This window comes from Methanoculleus sp. 10, from assembly GCF_913757945.1.
Taxonomy (GTDB): Archaea; Halobacteriota; Methanomicrobia; order Methanomicrobiales; family Methanoculleaceae; genus Methanoculleus.
In genome coordinates, this window is the sequence record NZ_CAJYDP010000011.1 from 92,977 (window position 1) to 106,006 (window position 13,030).

At 62.0% G+C, this 13,030-nt stretch carries 18 protein-coding genes and 2 tRNA genes; all 20 read right to left on the minus strand.

Features of this window, described 5'->3' with window-relative positions; translation table 11 throughout:
- Window positions 1-3: 3 nt before the first annotated feature.
- On the minus strand, window positions 4-969 hold the full coding sequence (locus tag QZ408_RS13160; RefSeq protein ID WP_292492180.1) for a polyprenyl synthetase family protein: 966 nt from the start codon (window positions 967-969) through the stop codon (window positions 4-6).
- An 11-nt stretch (window positions 970-980) separates the two neighbouring features.
- Window positions 981-2,318 carry an RNase J family beta-CASP ribonuclease gene (locus QZ408_RS13165; RefSeq protein WP_292492182.1) on the minus strand — a complete coding sequence of 446 codons (1,338 nt, stop codon included), beginning with the start codon at window positions 2,316-2,318 and terminating at the stop codon, window positions 981-983.
- 40 nt (window positions 2,319-2,358) lie between these two features.
- Window positions 2,359-3,411 carry a type 2 isopentenyl-diphosphate Delta-isomerase gene (gene fni, locus QZ408_RS13170; protein ID WP_292492184.1) on the minus strand — a complete coding sequence of 351 codons (1,053 nt, stop codon included), beginning with the start codon at window positions 3,409-3,411 and terminating at the stop codon, window positions 2,359-2,361.
- On the minus strand, window positions 3,408-4,172 hold the full coding sequence (locus QZ408_RS13175) for an isopentenyl phosphate kinase (RefSeq protein WP_292492185.1): 765 nt from the start codon (window positions 4,170-4,172) through the stop codon (window positions 3,408-3,410). Before QZ408_RS13175 ends, fni begins: the two co-directional genes overlap by 4 nt.
- Window positions 4,165-5,034, minus strand: coding sequence for a mevalonate kinase (gene mvk / locus QZ408_RS13180; RefSeq protein ID WP_292492187.1), 870 nt, complete (start codon window positions 5,032-5,034; stop codon window positions 4,165-4,167). The genes QZ408_RS13175 and mvk overlap by 8 nt, the downstream gene beginning before the upstream one ends.
- A complete protein-coding gene (amrB, locus tag QZ408_RS13185) occupies window positions 5,035-5,826 on the minus strand; it encodes an AmmeMemoRadiSam system protein B (RefSeq protein WP_292492189.1) in 792 nt (263 codons plus the stop codon).
- Window positions 5,827-5,854: 28 nt separating this feature from the next.
- Window positions 5,855-6,463, minus strand: coding sequence for a 30S ribosomal protein S2 (rpsB, locus tag QZ408_RS13190; RefSeq protein WP_292492191.1), 609 nt, complete (start codon window positions 6,461-6,463; stop codon window positions 5,855-5,857).
- A 1-nt stretch (window position 6,464) separates the two neighbouring features.
- Complete coding sequence (gene eno / locus QZ408_RS13195; protein ID WP_292492193.1) at window positions 6,465-7,652, minus strand: phosphopyruvate hydratase; 1,188 nt, start codon at window positions 7,650-7,652, stop codon at window positions 6,465-6,467.
- A 7-nt stretch (window positions 7,653-7,659) separates the two neighbouring features.
- Entirely contained in the window at window positions 7,660-7,827 is a 168-nt protein-coding gene (locus tag QZ408_RS13200) for a DNA-directed RNA polymerase subunit K (protein ID WP_292492195.1), read from the minus strand.
- Between the two features lie 30 nt (window positions 7,828-7,857).
- Window positions 7,858-7,932 (minus strand) — tRNA-Pro (locus QZ408_RS13205).
- Window positions 7,933-8,121 (minus strand): DNA-directed RNA polymerase subunit N, encoded by a 189-nt coding sequence (locus QZ408_RS13210; protein ID WP_292492197.1) that lies wholly within the window; start codon window positions 8,119-8,121, stop codon window positions 7,933-7,935.
- A gap of 34 nt (window positions 8,122-8,155) precedes the next feature.
- Complete coding sequence (locus tag QZ408_RS13215; RefSeq protein ID WP_292492199.1) at window positions 8,156-8,557, minus strand: 30S ribosomal protein S9; 402 nt, start codon at window positions 8,555-8,557, stop codon at window positions 8,156-8,158.
- Window positions 8,558-8,573: 16 nt separating this feature from the next.
- The gene (locus tag QZ408_RS13220; RefSeq protein ID WP_292492200.1) at window positions 8,574-8,996 is read right to left on the minus strand and encodes a 50S ribosomal protein L13; all 423 of its coding nucleotides are present in this window, start codon (window positions 8,994-8,996) and stop codon (window positions 8,574-8,576) included.
- A gap of 5 nt (window positions 8,997-9,001) precedes the next feature.
- Complete coding sequence (locus QZ408_RS13225; RefSeq protein WP_292492202.1) at window positions 9,002-9,370, minus strand: 50S ribosomal protein L18e; 369 nt, start codon at window positions 9,368-9,370, stop codon at window positions 9,002-9,004.
- A complete protein-coding gene (locus QZ408_RS13230; protein WP_292492204.1) occupies window positions 9,367-10,197 on the minus strand; it encodes a DNA-directed RNA polymerase subunit D in 831 nt (276 codons plus the stop codon). The genes QZ408_RS13225 and QZ408_RS13230 overlap by 4 nt, the downstream gene beginning before the upstream one ends.
- Window positions 10,197-10,586, minus strand: coding sequence for a 30S ribosomal protein S11 (locus QZ408_RS13235; RefSeq protein ID WP_214076864.1), 390 nt, complete (start codon window positions 10,584-10,586; stop codon window positions 10,197-10,199). The genes QZ408_RS13230 and QZ408_RS13235 overlap by 1 nt, the downstream gene beginning before the upstream one ends.
- 4 nt (window positions 10,587-10,590) lie before the next feature.
- Entirely contained in the window at window positions 10,591-11,139 is a 549-nt protein-coding gene (locus QZ408_RS13240) for a 30S ribosomal protein S4 (protein ID WP_292492206.1), read from the minus strand.
- 12 nt (window positions 11,140-11,151) lie between these two features.
- Entirely contained in the window at window positions 11,152-11,601 is a 450-nt protein-coding gene (locus QZ408_RS13245) for a 30S ribosomal protein S13 (RefSeq protein WP_292492208.1), read from the minus strand.
- 34 nt (window positions 11,602-11,635) lie between these two features.
- Window positions 11,636-11,720, minus strand: a tRNA-Ser gene (locus tag QZ408_RS13250).
- Window positions 11,721-11,913: 193 nt separating this feature from the next.
- Window positions 11,914-12,879, minus strand: a complete 966-nt coding sequence (locus QZ408_RS13255; RefSeq protein ID WP_292492210.1) for a deoxyhypusine synthase — start codon at window positions 12,877-12,879, stop codon at window positions 11,914-11,916.
- Window positions 12,880-13,030 lie beyond the last annotated feature (151 nt).

The window sequence follows — 13,030 nt, forward strand, 5'->3', positions numbered from 1 at the left end:
GTATCAGTTGCCCCGGTTGATGAAGTAGTCGGCGATCTCTCCGAGGAGACGCTTCTCCTCCGAGTCGGGGAGGACTCCGAGCGCCTCTTTTGCGACGGCGGCCCGCTCGAAGGCCGCGGCCCGGACCTCGTCGATGACGCCGGCATCCTCGAGGCGGGCGATCAGGTCGTCGATCTCCGCATCCGTAAGATCCCGCCGGTACGAAGAGAGGTCAAGCCCCTTCTCCCGCGCCTTGATCGCGATCAGGGTCTGCTTTCCTTCCCGGATATCCGAGGCACGGTCCTTGCCGCTCTTTGCGGTGTCGGCAACGAGGTCGATCAGGTCGTCCTGGATCTGGAAGGCGACGCCGCTGTTCACCCCGAACAGGTAGAGGGCATCGGCCTGGACCGGGTTTGCGCCCGCGAGGATCCCGCCGATGGCGGCAGACGCGCCGTAGAGTACGCCGGTCTTCTTGCTGACCATCTCGAGGTACTCCGCCCCCGAGACGTCGTCCCGCTTCTCAAACGCCATATCGAGGCTCTGCCCCTCGCAGATCTCGGCGCACGTCCGGGCGAGCATCCGTGTCGCCCGGACTTTTGCGGCATCTCCCGCATCCGAGAGGCAGATGAACTCAAACGCCTTCGCGTAGAGCACATCACCCGCAAGGATCGCCGTCGGTTCGCCCCAGACGGTATGCACCGTCGGGACGCCGCGCCGGGTGACGTCCCCGTCCATGATGTCATCATGGATGAGGGTGAAGTTGTGGGTCAGTTCGAGCGCGAGAGCCGCGGGGAGCAGGTCGTCCGAGGCTCCTTTCCTCACCGCATCCGCAGCAAGGATCACAACCGCCGGGCGGAGCCTTTTGCCGCCCGCAAGCAGCAGGTGGGCGCTCGCCCGGAAGAGGTCGCCGTGGACGTCTCCAAAGTAGCGGTGGATCACCTTGTCGATCCGGTCGGCATTCTTCTCCAGATAATCGTTCAGCGTCGTCATGCCTTCATCTCCTATGTTATCAGCACCTTCTGCCCGTTCCTGAGGATGTGGAGGTCGTTTCCGAGTGTGTACCCGATCTCCTCCGCGAACTTCGCGTAGCCGCCGGTCATGTTGATGTCGCCGTGGGCCGGGATGACGTGCTGGGGGTTTAAGAGGTGCAGGAACTCGTAGTGGTCCTCCTTGTATGCGTGGCCCGAGACGTGCAGCTCGTCAAAGATCCGCACCCCCGCCATCCTGGCGCGCGTCTCGACAAGGTAACGCTGCCCGTAGTTCATCGGATTCGGGATCACCTTCGCGGAGAAGAGGATCTTGTCGCCCTTCTCCAGTTTGTAGGGCGTGTCCCCCATCACGATCCTCGTCAGGATGGCGCCCGTCTCCCCCTGGTGGCCGGTGACGATCGGGACGAACTTGTCCTTCCCGGTCTTCATGATCCTTCTCAGCGTCCGGTCGACGGTTCGCCGGTTGCCAAACATCGAGAGAGACTCGGGGAACCCGACCAGTTTCAACTGCTCAGCCGCCGAGCTGTAGCGTTCCATCGACCGCCCGAGGAGGACCGGTTTTCTCCCGATCTCATGGGCGCACTCGGCGATGGTCTTGACGCGGGAGATGTGCGACGAGAACGTCGAGACGAATATGGCGCTCTTGTCGTCCTCATAACTTGTGATGGTATCCCTGACGAGGTCCCGCGCGATCTTCTCGCTCGGGCAGCGCCCCTTCTCGCCGATGTTCGTGCTCTCGACGATCAGGGCAAGCACGCCCTCCTTGCCGAGCTGGCGCAACCGGGCGAAGTCCGGCGGCTCCCCGAGGACCGGTGTCCGGTCGAGTTTGAAGTCGTTTGCGTAGACGATCGCGCCCCGCGGCGTATGCAGGACCGGGAAGACGGTATCGATGATCGAGTGCTGGCTCCGCACGAACTCAAGCGTCAGGTGCGGGGAGATGGTGTAGCGCTGCCCGGCCTTCAGGGCGAAGAGCTTATTGTTCACCCCGAACTTCTGTTCGCCCGCGATCTGCTGCCTGATCAGTTCCGAGGTATAGGGCGTGCTGATGATCGGGGCGTTGTACCGGTGCGCCAGTTTCGGTATCGCGCCGATGTGGTCCAGATGCCCGTGCGAACAGACGATCGCCTTGACACTCCCCTCTATCGCATTCATGATGGTATCATCAGGAATGGCTTTCATCTCGATCAGGTCCAGAGAATGCATGTTCTCAATATCAGCATCCTCGTGGATCATCACCTGGTCGAGGCGTAGACCCATATCAAAGATGACAATCTCTTTTCCGCAGCGGACGGCGGTCATATTTCTGCCGACTTCGTTATACCCGCCCACTGCTATGATCTCAATATCCATGTAGCCTCCTTGCCGGATGTCTTCTGTGGTTTTTTTGTGGTTAGTCGCTGTTTTCAATCATCTGCCGGGTCAATCCGGTGATATACGCCCGTGCGTGCCGGAGATCCCGTGTCGTCCGGGATCCTGTCAGGAACATCGCAACGCAGAGTTCGCGGTGTATCCTCTCGACGGCTGCAAAGAGTGCGTCCTCGCTCTCCATGGCCGGTTTCAAGAGAGGGAGCGCCATGCCCCCGAGACTCGCCCCGAGTGCAACGGCTTTCGCGATATCGATCCCTGAACGCAGCCCGCCCGTCGCAATGATCGGGCCTCCTGCCGTCCGCACCTCGCAGAGGCTTACCACGGTCGGTATGCCCCAGGAGAGGAACGCTTCCCCGAGATCGGCAAGACCGGAGTCGTCCGCCCGCAGGCGTTCGATCTTCGCCCAGGACGTTCCTCCGTAACCGCCGATGTCGATGGCGTCCGCTCCGGCTCCCCGGATTATCCTCGCGGTTCCGGCGGATATGCCTGAACCGGTTTCCTTCACGATGACCGGGAGGGGAAACTCGTCGCAGAGGTTGCGGAGCGCATCAAGGCATCCCTCCGCGTTATGATCGCCTTCCGGCTGGATCGCTTCCTGGAGCGAATTGACGTGGATGGCGATCGCCTGTGCGTCGATCATCTCGACAGCCCGCTCTGCCCACTCGATGCCGTGGTCGCGCAGCTGGATGATTCCAAGGTTCGCGCAGAGGAAGGCCCGTGGCGCTTCCTCCCGCACGATGGTGAAACTGTCCTCCAGCTCGGGTTTCTCCAATGCCGCTCGCTGAGAACCGACGCCCATACCGAGGTTATACCGGTCGGCAGCACGTGCGAGCCGCCGGTTCACCTCGAGGGTGTCCGGATGTCCTCCGGTCATCGCTGCAATGAAGAGGGGGGAGTTGAGTGTTCTACCGAGAAACTGCGTCTTTGTCTCGATCGCGTCCATATTGCATTCGGGAAGGGCGTTATGGACCAGACGAACATCCTCAAAGCCGGCGTCGCCGGCCTCGATGGGTTTTTCCGCGCAGATGAGAAGGTGATCCCGTTTCCTTGAGGATGTCGCGGTCTCGCGGGTCATGGTGCGCCTCTCCGCGTTACGATCGTCCCGTCGTGCCCCGTGCCGTCTAAAAACCGGCCGATCTTAGAGACGTGGAATATGTGAGCGTCGGTGCCGGCGTCGGCGAGCGCGAGGAGTTCCACGATCTTGCCCCGCATGCCTCCGGTCACGTCGGTCTTCGTCGATCCGCCGATATCGAGCATCTCCGCGATATGCCGGTCGATGCGCGGGATGACCGACCCGTTCTGCAGGACGCCGGGGACATCCGTCGCAAGCCCGACACGTCTGCTCGCGAGAGCCGTGGCAAGCCGGGTCACCAGCTGGTCTCCTGAGACGATGCAGGAACCCCGCCGGCGGTCCATCACCACGTCGCCGTGCAGCACGGGCACAATGCCGTGTTCTGTCATTTCGGCGATATGGCGAGTCTCAAACGAGACCAGGCGGCCGTCTTCGGCGAGGGCGAGGTCGAGGGGGTGGATGCCGATAGCCTCGACGCCTGCGTCCCGCAGAGCCTTGACAACCGCAGTGTTCAGGCGGGAGACGGCGGCATGCGTGTGGTAGACGCCGGGCACGTTCTCTCCCGTGAGACCGTCGTTGATCCGGTAGCGCCGGGCCTCCGGGTGCCCGCACGATCCCGCGCCGTGGACGAGGACGAGCGCGGTGGCTCTCTCCCTGGCGAGTTCTTCCGCAATCTTGTGCAGGCGTGCGTGATCGATGACGCAGTCTCCCGACTTGTCGGTGATCACGCTCCCTCCCAGTTTCAGTACCACGGTCTCAGTCATGCTTCTCTTTTCTCGCGCCGTCGGTGTCTATCGTGGTGATGATGGCTTTCCCTTCGCAGGCCTCGATGGCCCCGGCAACCCGGCTCTTCGCGCGCCGGGGGCAGAGGGCGATGATGCACCCGCCGCCGCCCGCCCCGGTGATCTTTGCGCCATACGCGCCGCTCGCCCTTGCCGCGAGCACGAGTTTACTGCTTGCGGGGTGGCCGACGCCGAGGGCTTCCAGGAGGGCGTTGTTTGTGTCCATGCACTGCCCGAGCACTTTTGGGTTGTTGATGTTGTGGAGGGCGGCAAGCGTCACCGCCCCGATGGCGTCCAGGATCGGGTCTGCAATATCGGGGTGTTTCCTCTGCAGGGTCCCGACCAGTTCCACCATCTTCGCGGTGCTGTGCGGCACGAGCGTATTTCCGACGACGAGCTGGAGGCTCTGCGGCGGGAGCCGCCGCTTGGAGGTCCCCGTGATGAGCACCATCCCGCCGTTTGCGCAGACGTAGGTGTCGGTGGGGCTTGCCCGCCCGTTCTGGACCTTCTTCTCGATGGTGAACGCGATCTCGGCGATCTCGTCCCGGGTGCGCCCGATCCCGAACTCGTCGTTGATCGCAGAGAGCGTCGCCACCGTCACCGCGGCCGAAGACCCGAGCCCTGAAGAACTCTGGAGTTGCGAGTTGACGTAGACGCTGCCCCGGACACCCATCCGTTTGAAACACTCGTCGATGTAGGGCGACTTCGGGCGGGTCGGGCTCCGCGACTTCCTCACGGTGACAAAGACCCGGGGTTTGATCGCCATCGCTACCCCCGGTTTTCCGTAGACCACTGCATGCTCGCCGAACAGGAAGACCTTGCCCGGCGCGCTCCACGTTGCCAATCACACCACCGCTATTGCCGCATACCCCACTACCTGATTGAAGTCCCCCGTCACATCGCCGCTTGTTGTATACCGGAGCAACTCCCCCCGCTCTGCACCGAGCGACCGGCAGGCGATGCACATGGCCGCGATCGGGCCGTAGCCGCATGCCGTAGCGCCGGTCTCCTGGAGCCGGCGGTAAAACTCCGGGACGTCCAGGGTGGTGAGCGCGTCGATCGCATAGAGGTCCTGCCGCCGGGCGGTCTCCCCCGGGACGTAGTGGGAGAAGTCACTTGAGGCGACGATCCGCACGTTCCTTCCCGTGTGCCCGATCGCCCGGAGCAGGCGCTCCGCAAGGCTTGTCGCTGCCTCGTATCTCTGGTCTCCCATCATAACGGGCGCAACCCTCGCTCTCGGGAACCGGTACTTGATGATGGGCATCTGCACCTCGATCGAGTGTTCATTCCGGTGCGACACCTCATCGATATCGATATCCAGGGCGTCGACGAACTTTGTATCGACGTCGACGATCCCGAGCGGCGTCTCCCACGGCACGGCGGAGGCACAGGTCATGTACCCCCGGTGGCTTGGGCCGATGACGACAAGGGTGCCGTCAAAATCAGGTGGTATGGTCGAGAAGGCACAGGCCGAGGTCTCTCCTGAGTAGACGTAGCCCGCGTGAGGGGAGACGATCCCCCGGGCATCGATGCCGGGGGCCTTCTTCTTCTGGAAGAATGTCTCCAGCAGTTGCTCCAGATGCCGGGGCTCGGCAGGATAGAACATTCCCGCTACACTGCATGGGCGCATATCCATCAAGATTGAGCTCTTGTGCCTTCGAGTCTTATAACTCTGTCTCAAAGTCTTCGGGGGTGAGCGATGTGGCAACACCGCGCAGGCGGAGCAGCTCTTTTGTCAGGAGGTAGTAGATCATCGAGAGCGCTTTCCTGCCCTTGTTGTTGGTGGGGACGACCAGATCGACGTACTTCGTCATGTTGTTGGTGTCGCAGAGGGCGACGATCGGGATACCCGCCTGGACGGCCTCGTTGATCGCCTGGGAGTCGCCGATGGGGTCGGTCACCACGACCACGTCGGGCTCGATGTACTTGTTCAGGCGCTGGTTGGTGAGCATCCCCGGGATGAACCGGCCGATGACCGCCATGCCGCCGACGGCGTCGGCGAACTTCTTCGCCGGGTACTGGCCGTACTGCCGGGAGGTGACGACCAGGACCTTTGCAGGCTCGTACTGCGAAAGGAATTTCGCGGCCGTCTTGATCCGGTCGTCGGTCGCCTGGATGTCCAGGATATACAATCCATCCCCGCGGACGCGGTAGATGAACTTCATCATGTCCTTGCTCTTCTGCTGGGTGCCGATGTGCACGCCTGCTGCGAGGTACTCCTCCACGGGCACCAGCGGCTCTTTCAGCTCGATCTCGAGTTCGTTTCCTGTCAAGTTAGATCAGCTCCTCTATGCGAATCAGTTCGTTTAATTTGGCTATCCGTTCCCCGCCGACCACGCCGGTCTTGAGGAATATGCATCCGAATGCGGTTGCAAGGTGCGCGATCGTCGCGTCGGTGGTCTCGCCGGACCGGTGGCTCATGACTGTCTCCATCCCGCTCTCCTGGGCGAGGTGGATCGCCTCGAAGGTGTCGGTGAGCGTGCCGATCTGGTTTGGTTTGATCAGGACGCAGTTTGCCGCGCCGGTCTCGATGCCCCTGGTGATCCGCTCGACGTTGGTCACGAAGAGGTCGTCTCCGCAGATCAGGCAGCGGTCCCCGACCTGACCGGTCAGGTCGGCGAACGCGTCGAAGTCCTCCTCAAAGAGGGGGTCTTCGATGTAGATGAGATTGTAGCGGTCGACGAGATCCGCCATGTAGGCGATCTGGTCTTCGCAGGTCCGGGCGGCGTCCTTGTAGCGGTACCGCTCGCCGTCCCAGAGTTCGCTTGCCGCGACATCGATCCCCATCCGGATCTCGACGTTCATCTCGTCGGAGACGGCGTCGATTGCTTCGGTGATGATCTCAAACGCCTGGGTATCGGATATGGCGGGTGCCCAGGCACCTTCATCCCCTTTGCCGGAGAGTTTGCCCTGCGCCTGCAGAATCTTCTTTACGGTCTTGTGAACGGCAGCGTTCACGAAGACGCCCTCCGTTGCACCGGAAGCCCCGGTGGGGACCACCAGGAACTCCTGGATGGAGGTGGCGCCCGATGCGTGCGCGCCGCCGCCGATGACGTTCCCGAGCGGGAGAGGCGTCTCGGCGGCGAATGCGCCGCCCAGGTACCGGAAGAGTTCAAGGTCGAGAGACGATGCAGCCGCCTTTGCACACGCAAGCGAGAGTGCTACGGCGACGTTTGCGCCGATTGAACTGAAGTCGGGTGTTCCGTCGTTCTCCCGGAGCAGTGCGTCGAACGTGATCTGATCGTGAGCGTCCTCACCGATGAGCGATGGAATCAGGTTTTTCCGTGCGTCCTCGATAGCCTCACGCGGCGGCCGTACCTTTGCCTCATAGGTTCCGGTGCTGGCGCCGCTCGGCGCCGCTGCCCGCCCGAAACCGCAGTCCGTGTGGATCTCGGCCTCGACCGTCTCGTTTCCCCGGCTATCCAGGATTGTTCTTAAGATAATCTGTTCGATGGTCGTCATCAGATCACTACTTTCTCTTCACCGTTATAGGGATCACGCCTCGATCGTACTCTTCAAGTGCGATCTCAAGCGGCTCGGTCTTTGGTGTTTTTACCAGAACCGGTGCACCCATCGATATCTGCAGAGCACGAGCCCCTATGATCCGCGCTCGTTCGTATCGGGTATATGATTCCATCGTGCAGCCTCAAAATCATTCATAATAAAATGGGGTCGCTGAGATTTGAACTCAGGTCACAGCATCCCGAACGCCATAGGATAGTCCAGGCTACCCCACGACCCCTCATTGATACGGATTCAGGTCCTCCACTACTTCCTTGTGCGTCAGCAGCATCCGCCTGCAGCAATACCGCTCCAGGCCGAGATCGTCGAGGATCCGTTTTGGATCCTCGCCCGCATCCCGCCGCTCCTCGAACTCCTTCCAGGCTGTAGAGATGACTTTACCGCATGTAAAACATCGTACGGGTATCATATAAATTGTCCTGCATCCCTTATATCTCTTTTCCTCACCGGTAGGACTTCTGGAACCGTGCCCGTGCACCCGGACCGTGCGGTTTCTTGGACTCCTTCTGCCGCGAGTCATTTACGAGCAGCGTCCGGTCGTATGCAAGGAACGCGTCCTTGATCGCGGGGTCGTTGTGCCACTCCACGATGCCGCGCGCAAGCGCCGTCCGGACCGCTTCGGCCTGTCCCACCACGCCGCCGCCGGAGACGTCGACCGCCGCATCGACGCCGTCGAGCGCGTTCGGGATCAGCAGCAGGGGTTCGGCGATCTTCATGCGAATCAACTCGGTCCCGTAGACCTCCAGGGGCACGGAGTTGATGCGGACCCGGCCGTTGCCGGGTTTCAGGGTCGCCCGGGCGATTGCCGTCTTTCTCTTACCGCTTGTATTGATAATCTTTGCCATTCCATCACCCTGTTTCTCAGTACTTTGCCCCGAGGTTGCTGCTTATCGCCCCGACCGTTACGTACCTCGGGCTGCTTAACCGGTCGATGTGGGCCGCTTCGAGCGTCTCCGTCTCCATCCCGGCGAACTGTACCGGAACGCCGACGTATGTCTTGATCCGCTTGAACGCGGCGATGCCGCGCTCGCGCTTGTAGGGAAGCATCCCGCGGATGGTGCGCTTGACGATGTGGTCAGGTCTGCGCGGGAAGAACGGGCCGCCCTCGCGGGACCCCCGGTCGCGCTTCGTGTAGTAGGCCGCGAGCACGTGCGCCCGGTTGCCGGAGACAATTGCCTTTTCGACGTTCACGAGGGCAATCTCTTCGCCGGCGAGCGCGCGCTGCGCGACGATGCTTGCCATCCTCCCGAGCAGCAGTCCGTCTGCGTCGATAACTGTAACCATTCGTCTCACCTGAGGATCCGTACCCTGCTCCCCTTCGGGTTGTCCCTGAGGAGGTCCTCGATAGTCATGCACGTTCCGTTGGCGCCGGTGATCTTGCTCACCGCAGCCTCGGAGAAGTCCAGCGCGGCGACCTTCACCGGCAGGTTGAGCGCGCCGCTGCCGAGCACCTTGCCCGGCACCAGGATCGTCTCGCCCTCATTTGCATACCGGTCGATCTTGCTGAGGTTCACCTCGGCGTAGTTCTTCCGGGGTGCATCCAGCCTCCGTGCAATCTCACGCCAGATGTTCGCCTCATGTACGCGCGACGCGTCTTTCAGCGTCACGATGAGGGCGGCCAGCCGGGGGTTTGATTTTGTCTCGGTTGTCTTCTTCATTCAGTCCCCTCTCCCGTTATATCGTTTATCACGTCTACCAGGTCGTCTGATGATCTCTGAATGTATTGGAGCGCTCTCTCGATGATCTCCCGGACGGGCATCGAGCCGTCGCTTTCCACCACGAAGATGAATCGTTCCGGATCGGTGCCGATGTGGATGGCCGGCTCGGTTCCGATGCCCCCGGCAAGACACGCCCGCTCGCAGAGCCTGCAGAGTGAGCAGTACTCCTGCCGTCCGCTGACGACCCGGATCCTCCCCTGCCCGGGCTCGAGCACATCGCGTGGACACTCGTCGACGCACATGCCGCACCCGTCGCACAACTCATCGATGACAATCTGCGGGTAGTTCTTGTAGCCGCAGGCGGTCGTCGCCTGCCACTTGGCGTGTTCCTTCCCGGTGCCGACGATGGCATACGCCTCGAGCACGATCTTCTGCTCCGGCCCGAGCTCGATGATGGGGATCTCCCCTTCCGCCGGTGCTGCGTCGGGGTCCTGGGGAATCAGGTCGCTTGAGTAGACCGTCTTCGGCCCCTCGACGGAGAGCGTGTAGGTCGCGGTGCAGACCGGACAACCGGCGCCTCCGCAGGAGCACTCGCTCCGGACGGCGTAGCGTGCGAGGTCGGTCCGGAGGGGTATGAGCCCCAGCCGGTGTGTCAGCATCTCGTCGAAGATGACGCTTGTGTTGTCGTAGATGCGGACATCTTCGATGGCGAGCGTCGGCACTTCGCTGATCATCGCCCGCCGGAGCATGTTCGCAAACGACGTCGAAACGCCGCTTATGGTGAATTTGGCGACTCTCTCATCCAGTCGAGAAAACGCAATCTCCATTACACTCTCCTTCCTCTCCGGCCGCCCTTGCCGCGGATGCTGTCGTGGGGCACCGGGGTGACATCTTCAATGCGGCCGATCCTCATCCCCGCACGGGCGAGGGCGCGGATCGCTGCCTGGGCGCCGGGACCGGGGCTCCTCTGTTTGCCCCGGCCGGGCGCGCGCACCTTCACGTGGACGCCGGTTATCCCTTTGTCGCGTGCGTTCTGGGCGACCTGGATCGCCATCTGCATGGCCGCATACGGCGAGCTCTCGTTTCGGTCCTGTTTCACGACCATGCCGCCGCTGCTCTTGGTGACCGTCTCGGCGCCGGAGAGGTCGGTGATGGTGATGATGGTATTGTTGAAGGAGGCAAAGATGTGTGCAATGCCCCATTTCTCTTCTGCCATGGTGTTATCTCACTCCTGCGCGGGCGATCCTGCTTCTCTCGGGGTGAACGTCGTTCGTGAACGGCGAGGGGCCGTAGTAGGCGATCTCCGCTTCCTCTGCTCTCTCGACGCGGTAGCCCGGCACGGTGACCCGGCGGCCGGCGATCGCGATGTGCCCGTGGGTGATGAACTGGCGGGCCTGTTTCGGGGAGCGTGCGAGCCCCTTCCTCTGGACCAGCGTCTGGAGGCGGCGGTCGAGCTGCTGCTCGACCTTCAGCGCGAGGATGTCGCCGAGATCGGCGCCCTCACCGACGAGGCCGTAGCGGTAGAGGTGGTTGGTGAGCTGATCTTTCTTCTTCTGGTACTCATCCACGTTGAGGCCTGCAGACCGCAGCGCCACGAGCTCGCGGGCGGCAGCCCGGTACTTGCGCAGGACACTCTGGGCCTTCCAGAGTTCACGCTTGTTCCGGAGCCCGTAGTCAATGAGGAGCCTTTTTTCGTCTTCAAGTCTCGTCTTCTCGAACCGCCGCTTGGGCGTCGCGTACTGCTTGTAGTTCTTTCCGGGATATCCCATTCAATCACCGCGTTACTCTTTCTTTCTCTTGACGCCGACGGTCGTGCCCGTTCTTCCGGTGGACTTGGTGCGCTGGCCGCGGACCTTCTGTCCCGTCTCGTGCCTGATGCCGCGGTAACTGCGCATCTTCCTCATGCGGTTGACGTCGTCGTCGTTTGCCATGGTGAGATCGGTCCCGAGAAGATGGCGGGCCTCTCCGGTGTAGACGTCTTTCTGGCGGTTCACCATCCAGACAGGCACCTGCTCGGTGTAGGTGTCGACGGCGTTTGCAATCCGCCCGACGGATTCGTCGTCCATCTTGCCGAGTATGGCACGGGGGTCGACATTGGCAAGAGCGGCGATGGTGCGTGACGTGTGCGAACCGATGCCCTTGATGCCGGTCAGTGCGATGTGCACGGCCTTGGTACCGTCGAGATCAGTGTTCCTGACTCGAACAAAGTATTTTATCTCTTCTTCATCCATGTGATCGCCTCTTCATCGACGTTGTCGGTGAAAGCGCTGAGGGAGGGATTTGAACCCTCGAGTCCCAGGGGGACACAGGTTTAGCAAACCTGCGCCATACCAGGCTTGGCTACCTCAACATAGAACTTCGCATCTTTCGACACTCGCAGCACACGGGTGCTGCTCCAGACACAGCATTCTATGACTTGTGCTTACTAATTTTGGTGAGATGCATTAATAATGATTGTGGTGGTTCGGCCCCCGGGTGCCGGTGCGGGCAGGTCATATCACTCTCTGTTCCGCTGCCTCCCGGCCGTCAACCCTGGACTCTCTTCAGCGGGACCGGCGTGCCCGCTCGACCCCGCTCCCGATCAGCGCCGACGCGACGATGGGGAGTGCAATCGTGGCGTCGCAGAAGCACTGGACACGGGGAGACTCCGGTGCCTCCTTGCCCCAGCTGATCGCCTCCTCGAAGGTGCACCCGGAAAGGCCGCCCCAGTGGGGGGCGTCGGTGGTGTACTGGATGGCGTAGGCATGCCCGCCGAGGTGCTGTTCGTGGATCGAGGCGATGACCTGGGTCTGCTGGATGAAGTTCTTCGGGACGCCGCCGCCGACGTAGATGACGCCGGTCTTCTGCGACTCCTCAACCATCCGGGTGATCTCGTCGGTGTCGGCGAGCTGGTCGACGTCGACGTCGACCCCGCGCCGGCGCGCCATCACGAGGCCGATCCCGATCGACGAGTCGCCGAGGGCGGGGATGAAGATCGGGACGTCGTACTCGGCGCAGGTGGCGATGAGCGAGCGGCCTTCGGGTTTCTGCTCGCAAAGCCAGTTCCCGAGGCGCCGGATGAACTCCCGCGACGACCCCCGGAAGGGGGCGACTTCGTCGGCGAACCGGGCGATCTCTGCATCGACGCTCCGGAACTCCTCTTCGTAGGCAAAGACGTCGTAGATGCGGTCGATTCCCTCCTCAAAGAGCGCCGCATCGTCGGCGTGGTGGTGACCGATGTAGTGCCGGACGCCGAGGTGTTCGCAGGTGTCGTGGAAGATGTTTGCGCCCGTGGAGACGAGGACGTCGATGTAGCGGTGCCTGACGAGTTCGATGAGCACGCTCTGCATACCTGCCGGGATCATCGCGCCCGACAGTCCCATGAATATTGTGCAGTCCGGATCCCTGACCATCCTGGTCCAGACGCCGAGCGACTCCCCGAGTTTTCTTCCCTGAAACCCGGTCCTGCTCATGGATAGAAGGAGGGCCGTTACATCCCTGTTTGGTTTGACTGGCTGCGTTGGTTTCATGCTCAAATCTGGTTATGGGTTTCGGTTGGAGGGTATTAAATGCCTGGCACGGGGACGGCGATGCACCGCGAAAAGCACACCTGCGGTGGGGTTCGTCAGGCCCGCCGCTCTCTTCCGGGGGCGATGCGAAACCGCGGCCATGGGATGTGGC